We start from the raw sequence: 23,220 nt of genomic DNA, 5'->3' as shown, positions 1-23,220 counted from the left end.
CCCGTTGCAACGCCGCCGGGCGGCCCGCGATTCCGTCGGGCCCGCGCCGGTGCGTCTCAGCCCAGCAGGACCGTGACGTCGATGTTGCCGCGCGTCGCGTTGGAGTACGGGCACACCTCGTGGGCCTCTTCCACCAGCTTCGCCGCGATCTCCGCGTCCAGGACCGGCAGCGAGACGCTCAGGGCGACGGCGAGGCCGTAGCCGCGCCGGGCGTTGGGGCCGATGCCGACCTTGGCGGCGACGGTGGAACCGGCGAGGTCGTAGCCCGACCGGTTGCCGACCAGGATCAGGGCGTTGTGGAAGCAGGTGCTGTAGCCGGCCGCGAACAACTGCTCCGGGTTGGTTCCGTCGCCGTCGCCGCCCAGCTCCGGCGGCATCGCCACCTTCAGCTCGATCTGCCCGTCCTGGCTGGTGACATAGCCCTCCCGGCCGCCGTGCGAGGTGGCCTCGGCGACGTAGGTGATCTTCCGCGGGCGGGTGTCGGTGGCGGTGCCGTCGGACAAGGGTGGCCTTCCCCAGAACAAAGAACGTGAACCTGGCAACTACTTCGAGCACAAGGTACTGGCCGGGTTCCCGCCCTGGTCAGCGGGGGGTGGCGAGGCGGTGTGGCACCGCCCCGTCCCCCTTCGCCGCCCCGCCTCACGCTCCCGTCGGCACGGAGCGCGGGTCGAAGCCGAAGGGCAGCTCCAGGCGGTGGGCGCGCATCAGGGTGTCGTCGCAGAGCAGTTCACGGGTCGGCCCGTCCGCCGCGATCACGCCCTCGCTGAGGATCAGCGCACGCGGGCAGAGCTCCAGGGCGTACGGCAGGTCGTGGGTGACCATCAGCACGGTCACGTCCAGCGCGCGCAGGATGTCCGCGAGCTCGCGCCGCGAGGCGGGGTCGAGGTTGGACGAGGGCTCGTCCAGCACCAGGATCTCCGGCTCCGTCGCGAGCACGGTTGCCACCGCCACCCGGCGCCGCTGCCCGAACGACAGATGGTGCGGCGGCCGGTCCTGGAACCCGGCCATCCCGACCTGCTCCAGCGCCCGGTCCACCCTGGCCCGCAGCTCCGCGCCCCTGAGTCCGGCCGCGGCCGGACCGAAGGCCACGTCCTCCCGGACGGTCGGCATGAAGAGCTGGTCGTCGGGGTCCTGGAAGACGATCCCGACCCTGCGCCGGATGTCGGCCATGTGCGCGCGGTCCACGGGCAGCCCGGCGACCCGCACCGAACCCGTGCCCCCGCCGAGGATGCCGTTGAGGTGCAGCACCAGCGTGGTCTTGCCGGCGCCGTTCGGCCCGAGCAGCGCGACCCGCTCGCCGCGGCCGACGCGGAAGTCCACGCCGAAGAGCGCCTGATGCCCGTCGGGGTAGGCGAAGGCGAGGCCGGAGACCTCCAGGGAAGCTTCGGTCACGACAACACCCATCCCAGCAGACAGACGAACAGGGCGGCACACGGCAGGGCGAGGGCGTACGACCACTGCGCCCGGGATGCGGTCACCTCGTCGATCACCGGCATGACGCCGGTGTAGCCCCGGCTGAGCATGGCCAGATGGACGCGCTCGCCGCGCTCGTAGGACCGGATGAACAGCGCGCCCGCCGACCTGGCGAGCACCCCCCAGTGCCGCACACCGCGTGCCGTGAAACCGCGCGACTCCCGGGCGATCCGCATCCGGCGCATCTCGTCGGCGACCACGTCGCCGTAGCGGATCATGAACGACGCGATCTGCACCAGCAGCGGCGGCAGCTTCAGCCGTTCCAGGCCGAGCAGCAGCTCCCGCAGTTCGGTGGTGGCGGCCAGCAGGACGGACGCGGCGACCCCCAGGGTGCCCTTGGCGAGCACGTTCCAGGCGCCCCACAGTCCGCCGACGCTCAGCGACATGCCCAGCACCTCGACCCGCTCGCCCTCGGCCACGAACGGCAGCAGCACGGCGAACGCGACGAACGGCACCTCGATCAGCAGCCGCTTCGCCAGGAAGAGCGGGGGCACGCGCGCGATCCCGGCCACCCCCGCCAGCAGCACGGCGTACGCCCCGAAGGCCCACATCGCCTCGCGCGGGGTGGACACCACGACCACCACGAAGGCGAACGCCGCGGCGAGCTTGGTGTGCGGGGGCAGGGCGTGTACGGGTGACGAGGCCCGCCGGTAGAGCTTGTGGGCGTGCCCCGCACCCATGTCAGACGCTCGTTCCGGTGGGAGAGACGTCGCCGGCCCCGTCCGTACGGCGCCGGCGCACCGCCCAGAAGACCGCGCTGCCCGCGACGACGGTCGCGCCGACGCCGATCACGCCGGCGAGCCCGCCGGAGAGCCGGGCGTCGCCGATGCCGCTGACGCCGTAGTCGGCGAGCGGGGACTCCGCGTAGTGGTGTTCCTCGGCGGACGCGAGGAAGCCCTTGTCCTCGGCGACCCTCTCCAGCCCGTCCGGGCTCGCGGAGGCGTAGAAGCTGACGATCCCGGCGAGCACCAGGGAGGCGGCGAGACCGCTGAGCAGCAGCGTGCGGTGGGAGGTCCGGGGCACGAGGACGGGCGCCGCGGCGGCCGGGGCGTCGACGAGTTCGCCGCCCACGCGCAGCTTCAGAGGCCGGCGCAGGTCCCGCGCGCCGTACACGAGGTCGGGCCGCACGGCGATCACGGCGCTGACGGTCAGCGCCGTGATCGCGGCCTCGCCGATCCCGATGAGCACGTGCACGCCGACCATCGCCGTGGTGACCTTGCCGATCGGGACGTCGGTGGTCCCGCCGAGCGCGTAGAACGCCGTGAAGGCGAGGGCGGCGGCGGGCACCGACAGCAGGGCGGCGACGAACGAGGCGGCGGTGACCGACCGCCGGGTGCGCGGCAGCAGCTTCACCAGACCGCGGAAGAGGAGGTAGGCGACGCCGACGCCGACCACCGACATGTCGGTGATGTTCACGCCGAGCGCGGTCAGACCGCCGTCGGCGAAGAGGATGCCCTGCATGAGCAGGACGACGGCTATGCACAGGGCACCTGTACAGGGGCCGACGAGTATCGCGGCGAGGGCGCCGCCCAGCAGATGGCCGCTCGTCCCGGCCGCGACCGGGAAGTTCAGCATCTGCACCGCGAAGATGAAGGCGGCCACCAGACCGGCGAGGGGCGCGGCCCGCTCGTCCCCGAGCTCGCGGCGGGCGCCGCGCAGACTCACGGCGACGGCGCCGGCGGCGACGACTCCGGCCACGGCGGACACGGGCGCGTTGATGAATCCGTCAGGTACATGCACAACTCGATGATGTGGCTTGATGCGAACCACTTGCAAGAGCGAGTCGTTGCCCGTTGTGAAGCTGAGATAAGTCGTTCCGCCAGGCGTAATCCAGTAAATATGGGACATTGGAGGGGTGGCGGATCGATACTTTCCGCTCTCGTGACGCACGGTGAAGGGGCCCTCCGATGTCCGTGGTCGAGCAGTACGCACGTGCCCATATGGTCACGGACACGGACGTCCAGCCGCTGGACGAACGAGGGGCGATCCCGGTCGTTCTGCGCTACGACCCCGACCGCGACCCCCGTGCCGTACGAATAGGTCTGCCGGGCCCGAACGAGTGGACCTTCGCCCGTGAACTCCTCGAACGAGGTCTGCGCGCCCCGGCCGGCACCGGTGAGGTCCGGGTGTGGCCCTGCGGGCGGGTGCAGGCCGTCGTCGAGTTCCACTCCCCCCAGGGGACGGCGGTCGTCCAGTTCGACACCAAGGCGCTGATCCGCTTCCTGCGGCGCACCTATATGGCGGCCCCCACCCCCGTCGGAGGGTGACGGGACCGCCGCGCCTCCCGGTCAGCCCTGCTTCAGCAGCGCCGCCACGATCGGCCCCGCCGTCTCGCCGCCGTGCCCGGCCGCCTGGACGACACCGGCCGCGGCGAGATCGCCCCGGTACGCGGTGAACCAGCCGTTGGGCTTCTTCTGCCCGTCGACCTCGGCGGACCCGGTCTTGGCGCCCACGTCACCGGTGACCCCCGCCATCGCCTCCGCCGCCGTGCCGTACGCCGCCGTGTAGGCCATCAGCCCGCGCAGCTTCGCCAGCGTGTCCCCGGACATCGTGCGCGAGGCCTTCGCCAGGGTGCGGTCGTCCACGGACGGCGCGACCAGATATGGCTGGTGGAAGACGCCCGCCTTGACCGTCGCCGACACCGACGCCATGTTCAGCGGGTTCATCCGCACCCCGCCCTGGCCGATCAGTGACGCCGCCATCGGCGCGGCCGACTGCACCGGCACGGCACCGTCGAAGGTGGGCACACCGATCGCCCAGTCGTTCCGCGACAGGCCGAACACCTGCTGCGCCTGCTTGGTCAGGTCGTCGTCCTTCAGCTTCGGCGCCTGACTGATGAAGGCCGTGTTGCAGGACCGGGCGAAACTCGCCTTGAACGTGCCGCCCTTGATCTCGAACTTGTCGTCGTTCTGGAACTTCCAGCCGCCGTAGCTGAAGTACTTGGGGCACGGATGCGTCTTGTCCGGCGAGGCCAGCCCCTTCTCCAGGAGCATCGAGGCGGTGATGACCTTCATCGTGGAACCGGGCGCGAGCGAGCCCTGGAAGGCGGTGTTGAAGTTGGTGTTGGAGTTCGCCACCGCGAGGATCTCGCCCGTCGAGGGCCGCAGGACGACCACCGAGGCGCGGGAGCGGGACCCGACCTGCTGCTCCGCCGCCTTCTGCAGGGACGCGCTGAGCGTCGTCCGCACCTCTCCCGGCGTGCCCTCGCTCAGCTCCAGGACCGTCTTGTCGGACAGCTTCGCCTTCTCGGAGGCCTTGCCGCGGACCACCCGGAGTTCGACGCCGGCCTTGCCGCCCGCCGTCTTGCCGTACTTCTCGCGCAGCCCGTCCAGGACCGGACCGAGCGACGCGTACTTCTCCGTGGACAGCTCGTCGCCGTCCCGGTCCAGCGCGGTGACCGGCGGCGTACCCGCCTCGCCGGTCACCAGCCGGTCGCCCTCGCGCAGATCGGGGTGGAGCACCGACGGCTCCCAGCCCACCAGCGGCTCGCCGTCCGCGGCCCGGCGCACCACGGTCAGCGAACTCCGGTAGGACAGCGGCTTGCTGACGCCCTGGTAGGAGACCGTGCCCTTCACCGTGAACGGCACGCTGTCGCCGGTGCGCGCGCCCGGGGTGAGCGTGAGGTCCTTGACGCGGGCGTCCTTGGCGTACGTGGCCAGCAGCGCCTTCGCCGCCGAGGCGTCGTCCGTGGCCTCCGCCGCGCCGGCCACCTCGCCCTGCTGCCAGGCCGTGAGGAACGCCTGGGCCGTGGTGCCGACCTCCTTCGCCGACAGCGGGCCCGTCTTCACCGACCTCTCCCGCCCGGCGGCCGTCGCGGACGCGCCGTCCCCGTCCGAGCCGCCGAACAGCGCGTAGGCACCGACACCGGCGCCGACCACGGCCACGGCGATCACACCGCCGATGACAGCGGGACTCGTCTTCCGTCGCTCGGCGACGCGCCTTCTCTTGCCCACTGCTTCCCGATCCTCCGCGCAATCCCCGGACCCCGCCCCTCGCGAGCGGCCCGGCCCTTACGGCCGTACCGGCCGCGTGGTCGTCACAGTCCCCAACGACGGCACCACCCTAGAGTCCCCGTCTGTGCGGGTGACGTCAGCCACCCGCGCGCAGCACGGCCGCCACGATCGGACCCGCCGCCTCGCCGCCCCGCCCGCCCTGCTGGGCCATGGCCGCCGCGGCGACGTCGTCGCGGTAGCCAGTGAACCAGCTGTCCGCATTGGCGTTGCCGTCGACCTCGGCCGAACCGGTCTTCGCGCCGATGTCGCCGCCCAGCCCCGACATCACGGAGGCGGCGGTGCCGCTGGCGGCGGTGCGGTTCATCATGGCGCGCAGCTGTGCGACGGTGCCCCCGGACAGGCCCCGCGCCGTGGCCAGTTCCCGTCCGTCCAGGCTCTGCGGCACGATCACCGGCTGCCGGAAGGCACCCGTCGTCGCGGTCGCCGTGATCGAGGCCATGTTCAGCGGGCTCATCTGCACCTGGCCCTGGCCGATCAGGTTGGCGGCGGTGTCCGGGCCGCCGGAGGCGGGCACCGAGCCGTCGAAGGAGGGCACCCCGACCTTCCAGTCGTCGCGCCCGATCCCGAACCGGTCCTGTGCCTCCCGGGTCAGCGAGTCCACCTTCACCGAGTCGGCGAACTTGATGAAGGCGGTGTTGCAGGAGCGCGCGAAGCTCTCGGAGAGCGTGGCGCCCTCGTTCGGGGCCATGCCCTCCAGGTTGTGGAAGGTCTGGCTCTCCGAGACCGCGTTCGGCGGACAGGGCGCGGGGCCGTTCATGCTGGTGAGACCTTTGTCGATGAACGTCGCCGCGCTGACGATCTTCATCGTGGAGCCCGGCGCCACCTGCCCCAGGAACGCCGCGTTGAAGGCGTCCGCACGGTTGTTGGCGACCGCCAGGATCTCGCCGGTGCTCGGCTTGACGGCGACGACCGAGGACTCGTCGTACTGGCCGACCGCCTTCTCGGCGGCGGCCTGAGCGGTCGCGCTCAGCGTCGTGGGCAGCCTGCCGGGCTCACCCTCGGCGAGGGTGAGCAGCGTGGTGTCGGCGGCCTCGGTGGCGGTGTGCCGGACGGCGAGCTCGACGCCGGGGGTGCCGCCGGCCCGCTCGCCGTAGCGGGCGCGCAGTTCGTCCAGGATCGGCCCGAGGGACGGGTACTTCTTCCTCGACAGCACGGTGCCGTCGCGGTCCACCGCCTCGACCTCCGGGGCCGCGGACTCCCCGGTGACAAGGATGTCACCGTCCTTCAGGCTCGGGTGCACGACGGACGGCTCCCAGTCGACCAGCGCCCGCCCGGTGGTCTGCCCGCGCACCACGGTGAGCGAGCTCCGGTACGCCAGCGGCTTCGTCTTCCCGCGGAACGACACCGTCGCCTCGACCGAGAACGGCACCGTCCGCCCCCGCGTCGCACCCGGCGTGATCTTCACGTCGGTGAGGTGCGCCGCCTGCCCGAAGGACGTCAGGACGGGCTCCGCCTCCTGCGCGAAGTCGGTGAGGGACGCGGCCTTCGCGCCCTCCCCCCGCTCCCAGGCCGCGAAGAACGCGCGGCTCGCTTCCCGGACCTCCGCGTCGCTCGGCGGCCCACTTGGCAAAGGCTTGTCCTGCCCGGCGGACGCCGTGCCCCCCTCGCCGTTCAACGCGGAGACGAAGTTGTAGGCGCCGTACCCGGCTCCCGCGACCATCGCCGTGAACACACCGCCGACGACGACGGCCTTGACCCCCTTGCGCATGACGCGCTCCCTCCCCGTGGACAGACCTCCGCACTCTAGGCGCGCGCTGTGACGAGCGTGGCGGGAGTTCCCAGATCGTTAGACCGTCCGTCGATATCGGCGCTCGGTTAAGCTGCCGCCCTTTGCAAGGCTGTTCATCCGAAGAGGTGTGCATGAAGACAGACAGACGGGCCGTGGCGGTCGCCACGCTCGTGGGGGCGCTGGGGCTCTCGGTGCTGAACGCGCCGGCGGCTCAGGCAGCGGACACGGGCATCACCGTGTCGGACATCGTCATCAACGACGGCAAGTCGATCGTCGTCGGCACGGCGAAGGAGGTCGAGCCGTCCATGAGCTTCAACATCGCTCTGCCTCCCGGGTACAGCACCGCCGATCCCTTCCGGTACAGCGCGAACCCCTTCCTGTACCGCGGCAGCATCAAGACGGCGGCCGACACCGGAGAGAACTACATCGGGCCGGGCGGCTACACCTGCTACGAGATCGACGCCAGGCACGCCCGCTGCGAGGGCGGCCTCTACATCGACCCGCACCGGACCCAGGAGCACGTCGACTCCAACAGCGACGCCACGACCTGGAAGGTCGGCGTCTCGCTGCGGCTGTGGAAGGCCGACGGCGACCTCAAGACCGGGGAACTGGAGACGCGCTCCAAGACCGTCCGGCTCAAGCGCTGGGCCAAGGTCACCGTCAACGCCGCGCCGGAGCCCGTCACCAAGGGCAAGCCGATCACGGTCACGGGCAAGCTGACCCGGGCGAACTGGACCACGAAGAAGTACGACGGCTACGGCGGCCGTCCGGTCAGCCTCCAGTTCCGCCCCAAGGGCAGCGCCGCCTTCAGGACGGTCAAGACGGTCACCACCAGCAGCACCGGCGGCCTGAAGACCACGGTCACCGCCTCGGCCGACGGCTCCTACCGCTGGCTCTACGGCGGCAACTCCACGACCGGCGTCGCCACCGCCGCGGCGGACTACGTCGACGTCCGCTGACGCCCCGCCGGGGCGCTAGTCGTCGCCACCGCCGCGCCGCGAGCGGGAGTTCCGGCTCGCGCTGCCGGCCAGTTCGCTGCCGAGCAGCGTCGCCCTGGCGACACCGCGTGCCCAGCGCGGGGCGTCTCCCCGGGCCGCCCAGAAGACGCAGACGCAGCCGCCGATGAGGAGCAGGAGGACGACCGACAGTATGGCGAGCACGAGCATGCTGGACCCCGTTTCGTGTGATGGTCCGCGCCATTCTCTCAAGCGGTCCTGACCTCCGGCAGGCCTTGGTCCATGGGCGTCGGGCGATGGAGAAACCGAGGGGGCACGGCCGTCGGCCGTGCCCCCTCGGTGCGTTTCCCCTGCTAGACCCAGGTGTCCAGCCACATCCGGGAGCGCCAGTCGTCCATCGGGATGGACTGGCCCGTGTAGATGGGCCAGAAGTAGATGAAGTTCCAGGCGATCAGCAGGACCAGGACTCCTGCCCCCGTGGCGCCCGTCACGCGGCGGGTGTCGGTGGAGCCGGGCGGTCCGACCAGGGCGCCGATCAGCATGGCGACCGCCAGGCAGAGGAACGGCACGAAGACCACGGAGTAGAAGAAGAAGATCGTCCGCTCCGGGTACAGGAACCAGGGCAGATAGCCGGCGACGATCGCGCAGGCGATGGCGCCCGCGCGCCAGTCGCGGCGGAAGAACCAGCGCCACAGCACGTACAGCAGCGCGAAGCAGCCCACCCACCACAGCATCGGCGTGCCCAGCGCCAGCACCTCGCGCGCGCACTTGTCGCCCGCGTCCACCGGGCAGCCGTCCACGCCGGCGGCGGGGGACTCGTAGAAGTAGGAGACCGGGCGGCCGGTGACGATCCAGCTCCACGGGTGGGACTGGTAGGTGTGCGGCGAGGACAGGCCGACGTGGAACTCGTACACCTGGCTCTCGTAGTGCCACAGGCTGCGCCACCAGTCCGGGAACAGCCACGACCAGGCGCTGTCCTTGCCGTCGGTCGCCGCCCAGTTGCGGTAGTAGCCGCCCGAGCCGTCGGAGGAGGAGAGGATCCAGCCCGTCCAGGACGCGACGTAGGTGACGATCGCGACCGGGACCGTCGACAGGAACGCCCAGCCGAGGTCGCGCTTGACGACCGCCGTGTACGGGTGCCGGGCGCCCGCGACCTTGCGCGCGCCGACGTCCCACAGCACCGCCATCACACAGAACGCCGCCAGGATGTACAGGGCGTTCCACTTGGTGCCGATGGCCAGGCCCAGCATCAGGCCCGCGACGATCCGCCACGGCCGCCATCCGATGCGGGTGTCCTCCGCCGTCCACGCGTCCGGCCGGACCCGGCCGTCGGGATCGGCGGGCAGCGCGGCGGCCAGTTTCGCCCGTGCCCGGTCCCGGTCGACGAGCAGGGCGCCGAAGGCCGCCAGCACGAAGAACATCAGCACGCCGTCCAGCAGCGCGGTGCGGCTCATGACGAAGTGCAGCCCGTCCACCGCCACCAGCGCGCCCGCGAGGCAGCCGAGGAAGGTGGAGCGGAACAGCCGGCGGCCGATGCGGCACAGCAGCAGGACGGAGAGCGTGCCCAGCAGCGCGGTCATGAACCGCCAGCCGAACGGGTCGAAGCCGAACATCAGCTCGCCGAGCCCGATCACGTACTTGCCGACCGGCGGATGCACGACGTACGCCGCGTCCGTCGGGATGGGCACGTCGCCGTTCTGGGACAGGATGAGGTCGTTGACGTTCTTGTCCCAGTTGACCTCGAAGCCGCGGTGGACGAGCGCCCAGGCGTCCTTGGCGTAGTACGTCTCGTCGAATATCACCGCCTTCGGGCTGCCCAGGTTCCAGAACCGCAGCACACCCGCGAACAGCGTCACCAGCAGCGGCCCGCCCCAGCCCGACCAGCGGGCGATCCGCGTGGCCGGCGGATACCGGATGCCGAGCGCCGCCCACATCCGCGGGCTCGGCTCGGCGTACGGCGGCACGAGGCGGTCCCGGACGTCGCTGCGGGGGCCGGCGGGCATGTACCCGAAGCGGCGCAGCCGCTGCTGCCACGAGGGCCGCTGCTCGTGGGAGGCCTGGTCCTGCCGGATGTCCGTGGAGGACGCGGTACTGGTCACCGCGCCATCGTAGGGAACCTGTCTGTGGGAGTCCCGTGGACCGCCCCTGCGAGGATGGAAACGTGACAGGAACCCTTGTTTTGGCAGGCACCCCCATCGGCGACATCGCGGACGCGCCGCCGAGACTCTCCCAGGAACTGGAGCGGGCCGACGTCGTCGCCGCCGAGGACACCCGGCGGCTGCGCCGGCTGACCCAGGCGCTGGGCGTGACGCCCAAGGGCCGGGTCGTGTCGTACTTCGAGGGCAACGAGGCGGCGCGCACCCCGGAGCTGGTCGAGGAGCTGGCGGGCGGGGCACGGGTGCTGCTCGTCACGGACGCCGGGATGCCCTCGGTCTCGGACCCCGGCTACCGGCTGGTGGCCGCGGCGGTGGAGCGGGACGTCCGGGTCACCGCCGTGCCGGGGCCGTCCGCCGTGCTCACCGCCCTGGCGCTGTCCGGGCTGCCGGTGGACCGGTTCTGCTTCGAGGGGTTCCTGCCGCGCAAGGCGGGGGAGCGGCTGTCGCGGCTGAGGGAGGTCGCGCAGGAGCGGCGCACGCTGGTCTATTTCGAGGCACCGCACCGCCTGGACGACACGCTGGCGGCGATGGCGGAGGCGTTCGGGCCGCAGCGGCGGGCGGCCGTCTGCCGGGAACTGACCAAGACCTACGAGGAGGTGCGGCGCGGGACGCTGGAGGAACTCGCCGCGTGGGCCGCCGAGGGGGTGCGCGGAGAGATCACCGTGGTGGTCGAGGGCGCCGCCGACACGGGGCCCGAGGACGTCGGGCCCGAGGAACTGGTGCGGCGGGTGCGGGTCCGCGAGGAGGCCGGCGAGCGGCGCAAGGAGGCCATCGCCGCGGTGGCCGTGGAGGCGGGGGTGCCGAAGCGGGTGGTCTTCGACGCCGTGGTCGCGGCGAAGCGCGCGCCCTGAGTCTCGTACTCGTGCCAACCGCCGGTAAAGGGTGACGGGGTCTTCGGCAAGACACCGCCAAGTCCCTCCCAATACTGGACAGATCGCGTGCTTCCGGTCTTCTTCGGGAGTCCACTGGGGTGACGGAGCGCAAGGCGCTCCTCCAGCGGACGACAGGAGCCGGCATGACCGAGATCGCAGGGCACATCGGCCTTCGCAACGGGGCGACCGCCGTGGTCGACGAGTCCTATTCCTTCGCCTGCATGCGATGCGGGCACGGGTGGGAGCAGTCGTACGAGATAGAGCACCACGTCGACGGCGAGGGCCGTGAGTTCGTGCTGTACGTGGCGGACGGGCGGGTCGTGCCGTCGCCGCTGAGCAGGCCGGGCTGCCACAACTGCGACGGACATCTGGTGCGGATCATGCGGGCGGGCCAGGTGTCGTCCGCGCGGGAGGCGGGCCGTGGGCGGCCGGCGGGCGGGGTGGCGGGACCGGTCGCCGTGCCGCGGCAGGGCGGGGAGCGAGGGGAGCCCGGGGAGCCGCGTCACCGGCACCTGTCCGACCTGCTGCACGTCTTCCAGCGCAAGGCGGGCTGACCGAGTCGCGGGCGTGCCCCTCTCGTACGATCGGGGCATGCCCACCTCCGACAAGAACGCCGCCTCCGACAAGAACGCCGCACCGCCCCTCCCGGCGCCCCTGGCCGTGCCGGTCGCCGACTCGCACACGCACCTCGACATGCAGTCCGGCACCGTGGAGGAGGGCCTCGCGAAGGCCGCGTCGGTCGGTGTCACGACGGTCGTGCAGGTCGGCTGCGACGTGAACGGCTCGCGGTGGGCGGCCGAGACGGCGGCGGCGTACGCGAACGTGCACGCGGCCGTGGCGCTGCACCCCAACGAGGCCCCGCGCATCGTGCACGGCACACCTCTTTCCGGGGGGCAAGCCCCCCAGACCCCCCGCGACGGCTGGTCCCGCCAGGTCGCGCGCGAGCCCGGCGGGGACGCGGGGCTCGACGAGGCGCTCGCCGAGATCGACCGGCTGGCGGCGCTGCCCCATGTGAAGGCGGTCGGCGAGACGGGCCTGGACAACTTCCGTACCGGGCCCGAGGGCAGGGCGGCGCAGGAGCGGTCCTTCCGCGCGCACATCGAGATCGCCAAACGGCAGGGCAAGGCGCTGGTCATCCATGACCGCGACGCCCACGAGGACGTGCTGCGCATCCTGAAGGAGGAGGGCGCGCCCGAGCGGACGGTGTTCCACTGCTACTCCGGCGACGCCGAGATGGCCGGGGTGTGCGCCCGCGCCGGGTACTACATGTCCTTCGCCGGCAACGTCACCTTCAAGAACGCCCAGCATCTGCGGGACGCGCTGGCCGTGGCGCCGCTGGAGCTGGTCCTGGTGGAGACGGACGCGCCGTTCCTGACGCCCGCGCCCTACCGCGGACGGCCCAACGCGCCGTATCTCGTTCCGGTCACGGTGCGCGCGATGGCGGCCGTGCGCGGCATCGACGAGGACGCCCTCGCCACGGCGCTCGGCGCGAACACCGCACGCGCGTTCGGCTACTGACCCTCGACATGCCACTCTGAGTAGCCGCGCCACTTTGGAGAGTGACGGGTGCTCCGCTAGGTTCTGGGAGCCCGATCCGGACCCCTCTGGACCCCTTCGGCCCCTGGAGCGTGTCGGCGTGAGCAACTCGCAGTACGAGACATACGGGACCAACCAGCCGTACGAGACCTTCGGCGCGATGGATGCCTTCGACGCCGTCGACACCTTCGAGGCGTACGGGCCGTCGCCCGCGTACGACGGCCCGGACGGCCTCGACGCGCCCGACGGCCTCGACGCGCCCGACGGGTACGACGCGCCCGACGGGTACGACGTGGGCGACGGCTACGACGTGGGCGACCTGGGCGACGGATGGGACGCGGGTGACGGCTGGGACGTGCACGGCGCGCCGACGCTGCCGCACGGCACCGCCCACGCGGCCCACGCGCCGTACGACCCGTACGGCGCCCCGGCCGGCGACACCTACCGGCCCGCCTACGAGACGGCCGAGCCGCTGGTGCCCCGGCAGGGCACGTCGGACACGTCCCTCCCCGGCGCCAGCCTCCGGTCCGGCGGGCGTGCCGCGCGCCGGCGCAGGGGACGGACCACCGAGCGCCCGGACACCTCGGTACGCCGTCTGCTGCCCCGGGCGCTGGTCGTCGCCTTCCTCGCCGGCGGCACCACCGCCTTCGTCGCCGAGGACAAAGCCGTCGAGCTGACCGTCGACGGCGAGCCCCGCGAACTGCACACCTTCGCCGACGACGTCGGTGAACTGCTCGCCGAGGAGGGCGTCCGGATCGGCGAGCACGACGTGATCACGCCCGCGCCGGGCGCAGAACTCGGCCATGGCGACGAGATCGCCGTGCACTACGGCCGCCCCGTGCGGCTCACTCTCGACGGCCACCGGCAGGAGGTGTGGACGACGGCACGGACGGTCGACGGGGCGCTCCGGCAGCTCGGCGTCCGGGCCGAGGGCGCGTACCTGTCCGTCGCCCGCTCCCAGCACATCGGGCGGGCCGGTCTCGCCCTCGACGTGCGCACCGAGCGGTCCGTCACGGTCATGGCCGACGGCCGGGCCCGCACCGTGCGCACCAACGCCGCCACCGTCGGCGAGGCCGTCCGGGCGGCCGGCGTCACCCTGCGCGGCGAGGACACCACCTCCGTCCCGCCGGACAGCTTCCCGCGCGACGGGCAGACGGTCACCGTGCTGCGGATCACCGGCGGCGAGGAGATCCGCGAGGAGGAGGTCCCCTTCGACGTGCGGCGGGTCGAGGACCCGGCGGTGTTCAAGGGCACCGAGGTGGTCGAGCAGCCGGGCGAGCCGGGGCTGCGCAGGATCACGTACGCCCTGCGGACCGTCAACGGGGTCCGCCAGAAGCCGCGCCGGATCCGGACCGAGCTGGTGCGCGAGCCGACCGCGCAGATCGTGAAGGTCGGCACGAAACCCATGCCCACCTCGGTCCAGGGCGCCGACCACCTCGACTGGCAGGGCCTGGCCGTCTGCGAGTCCGGCGGCGACCCGGGAGCCGTGGACCCTTCCGGGACGTACGGCGGCCTGTACCAGTTCGACACCGGCACCTGGCAGAGCCTCGGCGGCACCGGCCGCCCCCAGGACGCCCCGGCGGCGGAGCAGACGTACCGCGCGAAGAAGCTGTACACCCGGCGTGGTGCGGGCCCCTGGCCGCACTGCGGGGCGCGGCTGCAGGGATAGGCGCGGCGACCGCCACGGAGAGGTGCGGCGACGGTCACGGATAGGCTGTCGCCGTGAGCAGCCCCACCCCCGACGCACTCCTGGGCCCCGCCGACATCCGCGAGCTGGCGGAAGTCCTCGGCGTACGGCCCACCAAGCAGCGTGGCCAGAACTTCGTCATCGACGCGAACACCGTCCGCCGTATCGTCCGCACCGCCCAGGTCCGGCCCGACGACGTGGTCGTGGAGGTCGGGCCCGGGCTCGGCTCGCTCACGCTGGCGCTGCTGGAGGTCGCCGAGCGGGTCACCGCCGTCGAGATCGACGACGTGCTGGCCGCCGCGCTGCCCGCCACCGTCGCGGCACGCATGCCGCAGCGCGCCGACCGGTTCGCGCTGGTGCACTCCGACGCGATGCGCGTCACCGAGCTGCCCGGCCCCGCGCCGACCGCGCTGGTGGCGAACCTGCCGTACAACGTGGCCGTCCCCGTCCTGCTGCACATGCTCGACACCTTCCCGAGCATCGAGCGCACCCTCGTGATGGTGCAGGCGGAGGTCGCCGACCGGCTCGCGGCGCCGCCCGGTTCCAAGGTGTACGGCGTGCCGTCGGTGAAGGCCAACTGGTTCGCCGAGGTGAAGCGGGCCGGCTCCATCGGCCGCAACGTCTTCTGGCCCGCGCCGAACGTGGACAGCGGGCTCGTCTCCCTCACCCGGCGCGCCGAGCCGCTCGCGACCACCGCCTCGCAGCGGGAGGTCTTCGCCGTGGTCGACGCGGCGTTCGCTCAGCGCCGCAAGACCCTGCGGGCCGCGCTCGCCGGGTGGGCCGGTTCCGCGGCGGCCGCCGAGGCGGCGCTCGTCGCGGCGGGCGTCTCCCCGCAGGCCCGCGGCGAGTCCCTCACGGTCGAGGAGTTCGCCCGCATCGCGGAGGCAGCGCCCGCGCGCGGGGCGGCCCCCGAGCCCCCGAAGGAGAGCATGTGAGCGTCACGGTACGGGTCCCGGCCAAGGTCAACGTCCAGCTCGCGGTCGGCGCCGCCCGGCCCGACGGCTACCACGACCTCGCCAACGTCTTCCTGGCCGTCGGGCTCCACGACGAGGTCACGGTCACCCCGGCCGACGAGCTGCGCGTCACCTGCGACGGGCCCGACGCCGCCCAGGTCCCCCTGGACCGGACGAACCTCGCCGCCCGCGCCGTCGAGGCGCTCGCCGCGCGTCACGGCCGCGGCCCCGACGTCCATGTGCACATCGCCAAGGACATCCCCGTCGCCGGCGGCATGGCGGGCGGCAGCGCGGACGGCGCGGGCGCGCTGCTCGCCTGCGACGCGCTGTGGGGCACCGGCGCCTCCCGCGAAGAACTCCTCGACATTTGCGCGGAGTTGGGCAGCGACGTGCCGTTCAGCCTGGTCGGCGGGGCGGCGCTCGGCACCGGGCGGGGCGAGAAACTGACGCCGCTCGATGTCGGGGGCACCTTCCACTGGGTCTTCGCCATGGCCGACCGCGGACTGTCCACGCCGGCCGTCTTCCGGGAGTTCGACCGGCTCGCCGAGGGCACCGACGTCCCCGGGCCCGTCGCCTCCCGGGACCTCCTCGACGCCCTCGCCAAGGGCGACCCCGACGCGCTCGCGGCGGCCGTCTCCAACGATCTCCAGCCTGCCGCCCTCTCCCTCTTCCCCGCCCTCGCCGACACCCTCGCGGCCGGCCGCGCCGCCGGCGCCCTCACCGCGCTGGTCTCGGGCTCCGGGCCGACCACCGCCTTCCTCGTCCGCGACCCGGAGTCCGCGGCGAAGGTGGCGCACGCGCTGAGCGCGTCCGGCACGTGCCGCACGGTGCGCACGGCGTCGGGGCCGGTACCGGGCGCGACGGTCCTCGGCGGCTGACCGCGGCCATCCCTGGAATCGCGAGGCTCGGTCACCTCCCCGCGACCGTTAGGCTGGGAGGCTGACCGATCCCCGCGAGCAGGAGTGAAATGGCCGTCAACCTGGTCAATGTCGAGAACGTCAGCAAGGTGTACGGCACCCGGGCGCTCCTCGACGGCATCTCCCTCGGCGTCTCGGAAGGGGACCGCATCGGCGTCGTCGGCCGCAACGGCGACGGCAAGACCACGCTCATCCGGATGCTGGCCCGCCTGGAGGAGGCCGACACCGGCCGCGTCACCCACTCCGGCGGCCTGCGCCTGGGCGTCCTGACCCAGCACGACTCACTGGACCCCGAGGCCACCGTCCGCCACGAGGTCATCCGTGACATGGCCGACCACGAGTGGGCCGGCAACGCCAAGGTCCGCGATGTGCTCACCGGCCTGTTCGGCGGGCTCGACCTGCCCGGCTTCCCCCAGGGCCTCGACACCGTCATCGGCCCGCTCTCCGGTGGCGAACGGCGCCGCATCGCGCTCGCCAAGCTCCTCATCGACGACCAGGACCTGATCGTCCTCGACGAGCCCACCAACCACCTCGACGTCGAGGGCATCGCCTGGCTCGCCCAGCACCTGCGCGAGCGCCGCTCGGCGTTGGTCTGCGTCACCCACGACCGCTGGTTCCTGGACCAGGTCTGCACCCGGATGTGGGACGTGCAGCGCGGCGTCGTCCACGAGTACGAGGGCGGCTACTCCGACTACGTCTTCGCCCGTGCCGAACGCGAGCGGATCGCCGCCACCGAGGAGGTCAAGCGGCAGAACCTGGTCCGCAAGGAGCTGGCCTGGCTGCGCCGCGGTGCCCCCGCCCGCACCTCCAAGCCGCGCTTTCGCGTGGAGGCCGCCAACGAGCTGATCAAGGACGTGCCGCCGCCCCGGGACAGCTCCGAGCTGATGAAGTTCGCGTCCTCACGGCTCGGCAAGACCGTCTTCGATCTGGAGGACATCACCGTCCAGGCCGGTCCCAAGGTGCTCCTCAAGCACGTCACCTGGCACCTCGGCCCCGGCGACCGCATCGGCCTGGTCGGCGTCAACGGCGCCGGCAAGACCTCGCTGCTGCGGGCCATGGCCGAGGCGGCCCGCACGGAGGGCGAGGCGCAGCCCGCCGCGGGCCGGATCGCCGTCGGCAGGACGGTCAAACTCGCCTACCTCTCCCAGGAGGTCGCCGAGCTGAACCCCGCGCTGCGGGTCCTGGAGGCCGTCCAGCAGGTGCGCGAGCGCGTCGACCTCGGCAAGGGGCGCGAGATGACCGCGGGACAGCTGTGCGAGACGTTCGGCTTCAACAAGGAGAAGCAGTGGACGCCGGTCGGCGACCTGTCCGGCGGTGAGCGGCGCCGGCTGCAGCTGCTGAGGCTGCTGATGGACGAGCCGAACGTCCTCTTCCTCGACGAGCCCACCAACGACCTCGACATCGAGACGCTGAACCAGCTGGAGGACGTCCTCGACGGCTGGCCCGGCTCGATGATCGTGATCTCCCACGACCGGTTCTTCGTCGAGCGCACCACGGACCGGGTGTTCGCCCTGCTCGGCGACGGCACACTGCGGATGCTGCCGCGCGGGATCGACGAATACCTGGAGCGGCGCCGGAAGATGGAGGAGGCCGTCGCCGCCGCCTCCCCGGCGGCACCGGTGAAGCCGGCCGCCGAGAAGAGTGCCGCCGACCAGCGCGCGGCCAAGAAGGAACTCCAGAAGGTCGAGCGGCAGTTGGACAAGGTCTCCGCACGGGAGACCAAGCTGCACGCCCAGATCGCCGACAACGCCACGGACTTCGCGAAGGTGGCCGAACTGGACGCCGAACTGCGCGGATTGGCCGGGGAACGGGAAGAGCTGGAGATGCGGTGGCTGGAGCTCGCCGAGGACGCATGAGTCCCGGCGCGTTCCCCTCGCTGCGCGCAGGGCGCGCGCGTCGCGTGAAGGGCGCGTGAAGGCGCGTAACAACGGCATCACGGGCCGGTGCTCCCTTGGGAACAGGGGTGCACCGGCCCCGGCTTGTCATGGCCCCCGGGTGATAGAAATGGGCGGTCTGAGAATCGTGGGTGTGGCGGAGACGCAGCGCCAGGGGCGCGGAGCCACATCAGTCACAAGGGGGAACCGCTGATGACCCAGCCGCCCAACCAGCCGCCGGGTGGCGGCTTCGGCGCGCCACAGGACCCTCCGCCCGGTGGTGGCTTCGGCGCACCGCAGGACCCGCGGCAGTCCGGTGGTTTCGGCCCGCCGCAGGACCCGTCGCAGGGCACGCCCCCGCCGCCCGCGCAGCCTCCTCAGTCCCCGCCGCCCCCTCAGTCCCCGCCGCAGCCGGGCTACGGGCAGCAGCCCGGACCGTACGGACAGCCCCAGCAGCCCGGCCCCTACGGCGCCCCGGGCCCGTACGCGCAGCCTCAGCAGCCGGGTCCCTACGGTCAGCAGCCCGGCTACGGCTACCCGCAGCCGCAGTACCCCGGCGCCCCCGGCACGCCCCCGGGCTCCGGCTCGCGCAACCCCTTCCGGGGCAAGCCCCTGGTGGCCGTCGGCGCCGCGGTGGCCGCGCTGCTGCTGATCGGCGGCACCGTCTACGCCGTGACCAGCGGTGACGGCGACGGCGGCGAGAAGAAGCCGGTCGCCCAGCAGACCGACGACCCCAAGCCGTCCGCGCCCGACGCCCCGGTCGACCCCGGTGACGGCAGCGGCGACGGGGGCGCGGACCCGGACGACCTCAACGCCGGCCGCAAGGCGGGCGAGGCGAAGGTGCTCTGGTACAAGGAGGCGCCCGACGCCCCCGGTTCGGGCGCCGACGCCCCCGGCATGTGGATCACCGACAAGGCGGCGGTGAAGGCGGCCTACAAGGAGCTCGTCGCCTACAACGTCGGGGACGGCGACCCCGCCTGGGACACGATCACCTTCCCGCAGGAGATCTGCTCGGTCACCCCGGGCAGGACGGCCGACGACAAGATCGTCGTGGCGTACATGAGCGGCGCCGGCGACCGGGCCAAGTGCAACCAGATCCAGCTGATCGACCTCGCCACGGGCGAGAAGGGCTGGAGCGGAGAGGTCGCGGACGGGGCGCTCTTCGACAGCGCGATCAGCATCGAACTCGCCCTGGCCGGTGAGACGTTGATGGTGGGCCGCTCGCAGTCCGGCACGGCCTACGACGTCCGGACCGGCAAGAAGCTCTTCGACAAGAAGAAGTACGGCGACGCCTGCTTCCCGAGCGCCTTCGCGGGCGGGTCCCGGCTGATCTCCGTCGCGTCCTGCGGCGCGGCGACCGACAACGAGCACGACGAGATCCAGGAGCTGGACCCGCGGACCGGCAAGGTCAAGTGGACCCGCGCCTTCGACAAGGGCTGGCGGGTCATGCGCACCTACTCCGTCGACCCGCTGGTCGTCTACAGCACCAACGAGGACAAGGACGCCTGGAACATCTCGACGCTGGACGCCAAGGGCGGCTTCCGCTCCCAGGTGAAGATCGACGAGAGTTTCGCGCCCGAGTGCGGCTGGTCCGTCCTCCAGCGCGACCTGACCGGCTGCGAGGGTGTCGCCGCCGACGCCGACACGCTCTATCTGCCCACCGAGGCCAGTGGCGGCGCCAACGAGATCGTCGCCGTCGACCTGGCCACCGGCAAGGAGAAGTGGCGCGTGAAGTCCCCGGCGGAGGAGTCGATGCTGCCGCTCCAGATCGAGGACGGCAAGCTCATCGCCTACGTCCAGCCGTCGTACGACGCGGGCGGCCGGATCGTCGCCGTCCCGACCACCGGCAACAGCCATGTGCCGATCGGGCTGCTGCAGCACCCCGCGGGCGCGGCGGAGGTCGAGGACAGCTTCTTCTCGCGGGACACCGCCTGGGTGGACGGCCGCTTCTACCTCTCCACCACGCGGCTGTCGGGCACGGACGAGGCCAAGGAGAAGCTGATGCTCGCCTACGGCAAGTGACGCGCCCCCACGACTCGTTCCGTCCCCGTCTCCCCGAGGTACCCACGTCATGACGCAGCCGCCGCCACCGCCGCCCCACCAGCCCCCGCAGGGGGGTGCCGGGTTCGGTGATCCCCAGCCCCAGCCCCAGTCCCAGCCGCAACCGCAGCCCCAGGACCAGCCGGCGCCGCAGCCGCCCGCCTTCGGCGCGCCGCAGCCTCCGGCCGGGACGCCGCAGCCGCCCGGTCAGGGCTACCCGCCGCAGCCGCAGCCGCAGCCGCAGCCGCAGCCCGGTTACGGCTACCCGCAGGGTGCGCCGACGCCTTCGCAGCCGCCGCAGGCCCAGCCGGGGTACGGCTATCCCGGGGCGCCGGTGTCTCCTCCCTACGGGCAGCCCGCTCCGGCCTACGCGCAGCCGACCGTGCCGATGTACCCGCAGCCCGGTGGGCCGGGCGGCGGCGGGGGCAAGTTCAACGCGCAGGTGGCCATCATCGTGGCCGCCGTCGTCGCGATCGCGCTGATCATCGGTGGCGGCGTCTGGTACGCGAAGTCGACGGCCGACGGTGGCAAGGACGACACCACCAACTCCCGTGGCGGCAAGGGCGACGGGAAGGGCGGGGGCGGCGAGGGCACCTCCAAGGGCTCCGAGAAGGTGCCGGCCGACCCCGGCTCCAAGGTGCTGTTCCAGGTTCCGGCGCCCAAGGTCGACAAGGACGACTCCGTGGTCGTCTCCGGCTCCTGGCTCACCGAGAAGGTGTACGCCAAGGCCGGCGTCGCCGAGATCGTCGGCTACGACCGCGACAAGGGCACCGAGCTGTGGACGATCCCGCTGCCCGGACCGGTCTGCGAGGCCACCGACCACGTCACCGCGGACGGGCGGACGGCCGTCGTCTTCCAGCCCCGGATGCCGGCGAAGAACTCCTCCGAGGGGTGCAGCCAGGTCGCCGCGATCGACCTGAACGCGGGGAACAAGCTGTGGACCAAGACCGCCAACTCCGGTGACCAGCCGATCAACTTCGACAACGTCACCGTCAGCGCGGGCACGGTCGCCCTGGGCAGCACGAGCGGTGGCGCCGCGTTCGACATCGCCAGCGGCAAGGCGCTGTGGTCGCCGAAGCCCGGGGACACCTGCTACGACGCCGGGTACGGCGGCGGCGCCAGACTGGTCGCGGTGCGCAAGTGCGGGCAGTACGACGCGCGGGAGCTGCACATCCAGACCATCGACCCGAAGTCCGGGAAGGTGATCTCGGAGTACGTGATGACCAAGGGCATCGAGTACGCCAGCGTCGTCTCGACCGAGCCGCTGGTGGTGGCGGCCGACGTGGGTGACTCCGCCGGGGACGGCAGCGGCATCTCGGACTTCTTCTCCGTCGACAACAAGACCGGCAAGCTGCGGGCGCGGATCTCGGCGCCGGGTGACTCCTACGCCGCCGAGTGCGACGGGATCTCGCGCGTCGAGGACTGCACGGGGCTCGCGGTCGGAGGCGACCGGCTGTACGTGCCGACGGAGGAGCAGGACACCACCGGTGACTTCGGCCGGACGAACTCGGTCGTCGCCTTCGATCTGGCCTCGGGGAAGCAGACGGGGCAGCGGGCGGACGCCGGCGACGGGTACACGATGACCCCGCTGCGGATGGACGGCGCGAACGTGATCGCGTACAAGGGCGGGCGCTACGACAAGGGCGGGCAGATCGTCAGCATCGACGGGGAGAGCTTCAAGCAGGTCAAGCTGATGGAGAACCCGGCGACCGAGGCGGTGCGGGACGTGGAGTCCGGCAAGGCGCCGCAGTACGGCGAGGTCCTGTACGGGCAGGGGCGGCTGTACATGTCCGAGGTGTACGTCAGCGGGGCGACCGTGAGCGGCGAGGAGTACCTCGTGATCGCGTTCGGTGTGAGCGGCTGACGTCCCGGCCGCCTTCGGTGGTGGTGTGCGGCCCCGTCCCTGTTCAGGGGGCGGGGCCGCACTATTGGGGCTCAACACCCCTCGAATGAGCGGATTTTCGGCGATCCGGGGCAGTTCTCACGACGAGAGGCAGCGCGACGTCGAACAAGCGTGTAGCTTCCGGGGGCATGGCGGACGTCGATGCCGGGGGGCTGTCGTCCCGGGGGCTGGACTTGGTGTGTTCCGTGTTCGTTCCGGGTCTGTCCGTGGGGACCTTCGGGCATCCATAGTGGGCGTCCGTTGGGGGGACTGGGGGGTTGCTCGATGGGAGTGCGGCTGATGGTGGTCGACGACCACCGATTGCTGGCAGAGGCGCTGGCCTCGGCACTGAAGCTGCGGGGGCACCGGGTGCTGGCCGCGGCGGCGCCGGCCGCGGGGGCGGCGGAGTTGGTGATCGCGCGGGCGCCGGAGGTGTGCCTGTGGGGGACGGCCACGCCGGCCGAGGCGGGGGCGTTCGATCCCGTCCTGAGGATCAAGCGGGAGCGGGGGCAGGTGGCGGTCCTGGTGCTGGGACCGGTGCCGAGTCCGCGGGGGATCGCGGCGGCGTTCGCGGCGGGGGCCTCCGGCTATGTGCGGCATGACGAGCGCATCGAGGGGGTGGAGCGGGCGATCATGAAGGCGCGGGCGGGGGAGGCGGCGGTCGCGCCGCAGTTGTTGCAGGGGGCGTTCGCTGAGCTGCTGAATCCCGCGGCGCAGCCGGACGACGAGGGGCAGCGGCTGTTGCAGATGCTCACGCCCAGGGAGGTGGAGGTGCTGGTCCGGGTGGCCGACGGGGAGGACACGCGGCTCATCGCGGCGGGGATGGGTATCGCGCCGTCCACGGCGCGTACGCATGTCCAGCGGGTTCTGATGAAGCTCGGCGTGGGGTCGCGGCTGGAGGCCGCGGCGCTGGCCGCGCGGACGGGGCTGCTGGATCGGGCCGGGCCGTTGACGGAGCGTGGCGAGGGCTGAATGCCTGCGGCGCCTGTCTCTGTCCGGTGGGGGTTGCTGTCGCGCCTCGGGTGGGGGTTTCGTCGGGGTCGGGCCGGGGGGTGTCCGTCCTCGGAACGGCGCGGAATCGGTCACTCACCGACTCACCCGGGTTGACGCGCCAACCGCTGCGGGCGGACAC

Annotated in this window: 20 protein-coding genes; 12 read left to right on the top strand and 8 right to left on the bottom strand. The window is 72.4% G+C overall.

Going from position 1 to position 23,220, the window contains the following annotated elements:
- Window positions 1–56 precede the first annotated feature (56 nt).
- The 4 genes from ACWCPM_RS30500 to ACWCPM_RS30485 all read right to left on the bottom strand — a co-directional run bounded on the left by ACWCPM_RS30500 (window position 57) and on the right by ACWCPM_RS30485 (window position 3,213).
- Window positions 57–503 carry an organic hydroperoxide resistance protein gene (locus ACWCPM_RS30500; RefSeq protein WP_450979485.1) on the bottom strand — a complete coding sequence of 149 codons (447 nt, stop codon included), beginning with the start codon at window positions 501–503 and terminating at the stop codon, window positions 57–59.
- 136 nt (window positions 504–639) lie between these two features.
- Complete coding sequence (locus ACWCPM_RS30495; protein ID WP_450979484.1) at window positions 640–1,404, bottom strand: energy-coupling factor ABC transporter ATP-binding protein; 765 nt, start codon at window positions 1,402–1,404, stop codon at window positions 640–642.
- Complete coding sequence (gene cbiQ, locus ACWCPM_RS30490; RefSeq protein ID WP_450979483.1) at window positions 1,389–2,153, bottom strand: cobalt ECF transporter T component CbiQ; 765 nt, start codon at window positions 2,151–2,153, stop codon at window positions 1,389–1,391. Before cbiQ ends, ACWCPM_RS30495 begins: the two co-directional genes overlap by 16 nt.
- A gap of 1 nt (window position 2,154) precedes the next feature.
- Window positions 2,155–3,213 (bottom strand): energy-coupling factor ABC transporter permease, encoded by a 1,059-nt coding sequence (locus ACWCPM_RS30485; protein ID WP_450979482.1) that lies wholly within the window; start codon window positions 3,211–3,213, stop codon window positions 2,155–2,157.
- 167 nt (window positions 3,214–3,380) lie between these two features.
- On the opposite strand from ACWCPM_RS30485, the gene ACWCPM_RS30480 reads away from it, so the two are divergent.
- Window positions 3,381–3,740, top strand: coding sequence for an SsgA family sporulation/cell division regulator (locus tag ACWCPM_RS30480; protein WP_450979481.1), 360 nt, complete (start codon window positions 3,381–3,383; stop codon window positions 3,738–3,740).
- Between the two features lie 21 nt (window positions 3,741–3,761).
- On the opposite strand, the gene ACWCPM_RS30475 is transcribed toward ACWCPM_RS30480, so the two are convergent.
- Together ACWCPM_RS30475 and ACWCPM_RS30470 are read right to left on the bottom strand one after the other, a co-directional pair.
- Window positions 3,762–5,426, bottom strand: a complete 1,665-nt coding sequence (locus ACWCPM_RS30475) for a penicillin-binding transpeptidase domain-containing protein (protein WP_450979480.1) — start codon at window positions 5,424–5,426, stop codon at window positions 3,762–3,764.
- Between the two features lie 136 nt (window positions 5,427–5,562).
- Entirely contained in the window at window positions 5,563–7,194 is a 1,632-nt protein-coding gene (locus tag ACWCPM_RS30470; protein WP_450979479.1) for a penicillin-binding transpeptidase domain-containing protein, read from the bottom strand.
- A 152-nt stretch (window positions 7,195–7,346) separates the two neighbouring features.
- Here ACWCPM_RS30470 and ACWCPM_RS30465 point away from each other — a divergent pair, with 152 nt between their 5' ends.
- Entirely contained in the window at window positions 7,347–8,174 is an 828-nt protein-coding gene (locus tag ACWCPM_RS30465; protein ID WP_450979478.1) for a hypothetical protein, read from the top strand.
- 15 nt (window positions 8,175–8,189) lie between these two features.
- Here ACWCPM_RS30465 and ACWCPM_RS30460 read toward each other — a convergent pair whose 3' ends face one another.
- Window positions 8,190–8,381 (bottom strand): hypothetical protein, encoded by a 192-nt coding sequence (locus ACWCPM_RS30460; protein ID WP_450979477.1) that lies wholly within the window; start codon window positions 8,379–8,381, stop codon window positions 8,190–8,192.
- Window positions 8,382–8,524: 143 nt separating this feature from the next.
- A complete protein-coding gene (locus tag ACWCPM_RS30455) occupies window positions 8,525–10,270 on the bottom strand; it encodes a dolichyl-phosphate-mannose--protein mannosyltransferase (RefSeq protein WP_450979476.1) in 1,746 nt (581 codons plus the stop codon).
- Window positions 10,271–10,332: 62 nt separating this feature from the next.
- On the opposite strand from ACWCPM_RS30455, the gene rsmI reads away from it, so the two are divergent.
- From rsmI to ACWCPM_RS30405, 10 genes are all read left to right on the top strand, one after another.
- The gene (gene rsmI, locus ACWCPM_RS30450; protein ID WP_450979475.1) at window positions 10,333–11,178 is read left to right on the top strand and encodes a 16S rRNA (cytidine(1402)-2'-O)-methyltransferase; all 846 of its coding nucleotides are present in this window, start codon (window positions 10,333–10,335) and stop codon (window positions 11,176–11,178) included.
- Between the two features lie 164 nt (window positions 11,179–11,342).
- On the top strand, window positions 11,343–11,753 hold the full coding sequence (locus tag ACWCPM_RS30445) for a hypothetical protein (protein ID WP_450979474.1): 411 nt from the start codon (window positions 11,343–11,345) through the stop codon (window positions 11,751–11,753).
- Window positions 11,754–11,790: 37 nt separating this feature from the next.
- A complete protein-coding gene (locus ACWCPM_RS30440) occupies window positions 11,791–12,717 on the top strand; it encodes a TatD family hydrolase (protein WP_450979473.1) in 927 nt (308 codons plus the stop codon).
- A gap of 118 nt (window positions 12,718–12,835) precedes the next feature.
- Window positions 12,836–14,404 (top strand): ubiquitin-like domain-containing protein, encoded by a 1,569-nt coding sequence (locus ACWCPM_RS30435; protein WP_450979472.1) that lies wholly within the window; start codon window positions 12,836–12,838, stop codon window positions 14,402–14,404.
- 53 nt (window positions 14,405–14,457) lie between these two features.
- Window positions 14,458–15,357: a 16S rRNA (adenine(1518)-N(6)/adenine(1519)-N(6))-dimethyltransferase RsmA gene (gene rsmA / locus ACWCPM_RS30430; RefSeq protein ID WP_450979471.1), complete on the top strand. Its 900-nt coding sequence runs from the start codon at window positions 14,458–14,460 to the stop codon at window positions 15,355–15,357.
- On the top strand, window positions 15,354–16,253 hold the full coding sequence (locus ACWCPM_RS30425) for a 4-(cytidine 5'-diphospho)-2-C-methyl-D-erythritol kinase (protein WP_450979470.1): 900 nt from the start codon (window positions 15,354–15,356) through the stop codon (window positions 16,251–16,253). Before rsmA ends, ACWCPM_RS30425 begins: the two co-directional genes overlap by 4 nt.
- An 89-nt stretch (window positions 16,254–16,342) precedes the next feature.
- Window positions 16,343–18,148 carry an ABC-F family ATP-binding cassette domain-containing protein gene (locus ACWCPM_RS30420; protein ID WP_450979469.1) on the top strand — a complete coding sequence of 602 codons (1,806 nt, stop codon included), beginning with the start codon at window positions 16,343–16,345 and terminating at the stop codon, window positions 18,146–18,148.
- 231 nt (window positions 18,149–18,379) lie between these two features.
- Entirely contained in the window at window positions 18,380–20,188 is a 1,809-nt protein-coding gene (locus tag ACWCPM_RS30415; RefSeq protein ID WP_450979468.1) for an outer membrane protein assembly factor BamB family protein, read from the top strand.
- Window positions 20,189–20,237: 49 nt separating this feature from the next.
- On the top strand, window positions 20,238–22,070 hold the full coding sequence (locus tag ACWCPM_RS30410; protein ID WP_450979467.1) for an outer membrane protein assembly factor BamB family protein: 1,833 nt from the start codon (window positions 20,238–20,240) through the stop codon (window positions 22,068–22,070).
- Between the two features lie 303 nt (window positions 22,071–22,373).
- Window positions 22,374–23,060 (top strand): helix-turn-helix transcriptional regulator, encoded by a 687-nt coding sequence (locus tag ACWCPM_RS30405; protein ID WP_450979466.1) that lies wholly within the window; start codon window positions 22,374–22,376, stop codon window positions 23,058–23,060.
- Window positions 23,061–23,220 lie beyond the last annotated feature (160 nt).

It is taken from the genome of Streptomyces sp. NPDC002309 (genome assembly GCF_053593375.1).
The sequence above is the reverse complement of the archived record's forward strand: the minus strand, read 5'-3'. Positions and strand labels throughout refer to the sequence as shown.

What these genes read in the sequence shown, in the direction of transcription:
- ACWCPM_RS30495 (WP_450979484.1), bottom strand. Translation starts at nt 1,404, where the DNA reads ATGGGTGTTGTCGTGACCGAAGCTTCCCTGGAGGTCTCCGGCCTCGCC.
- cbiQ (WP_450979483.1), bottom strand. Translation starts at nt 2,153, where the DNA reads ATGGGTGCGGGGCACGCCCACAAGCTCTACCGGCGGGCCTCGTCACCC.
- ACWCPM_RS30480 (WP_450979481.1), top strand. Translation starts at nt 3,381, where the DNA reads ATGTCCGTGGTCGAGCAGTACGCACGTGCCCATATGGTCACGGACACG.
- ACWCPM_RS30470 (WP_450979479.1), bottom strand. Translation starts at nt 7,194, where the DNA reads ATGCGCAAGGGGGTCAAGGCCGTCGTCGTCGGCGGTGTGTTCACGGCG.
- ACWCPM_RS30465 (WP_450979478.1), top strand. Translation starts at nt 7,347, where the DNA reads ATGAAGACAGACAGACGGGCCGTGGCGGTCGCCACGCTCGTGGGGGCG.
- ACWCPM_RS30460 (WP_450979477.1), bottom strand. Translation starts at nt 8,381, where the DNA reads ATGCTCGTGCTCGCCATACTGTCGGTCGTCCTCCTGCTCCTCATCGGC.
- ACWCPM_RS30445 (WP_450979474.1), top strand. Translation starts at nt 11,343, where the DNA reads ATGACCGAGATCGCAGGGCACATCGGCCTTCGCAACGGGGCGACCGCC.
- ACWCPM_RS30440 (WP_450979473.1), top strand. Translation starts at nt 11,791, where the DNA reads ATGCCCACCTCCGACAAGAACGCCGCCTCCGACAAGAACGCCGCACCG.
- ACWCPM_RS30420 (WP_450979469.1), top strand. Translation starts at nt 16,343, where the DNA reads ATGGCCGTCAACCTGGTCAATGTCGAGAACGTCAGCAAGGTGTACGGC.
- ACWCPM_RS30415 (WP_450979468.1), top strand. Translation starts at nt 18,380, where the DNA reads ATGACCCAGCCGCCCAACCAGCCGCCGGGTGGCGGCTTCGGCGCGCCA.
- ACWCPM_RS30410 (WP_450979467.1), top strand. Translation starts at nt 20,238, where the DNA reads ATGACGCAGCCGCCGCCACCGCCGCCCCACCAGCCCCCGCAGGGGGGT.
- ACWCPM_RS30405 (WP_450979466.1), top strand. Translation starts at nt 22,374, where the DNA reads ATGGGAGTGCGGCTGATGGTGGTCGACGACCACCGATTGCTGGCAGAG.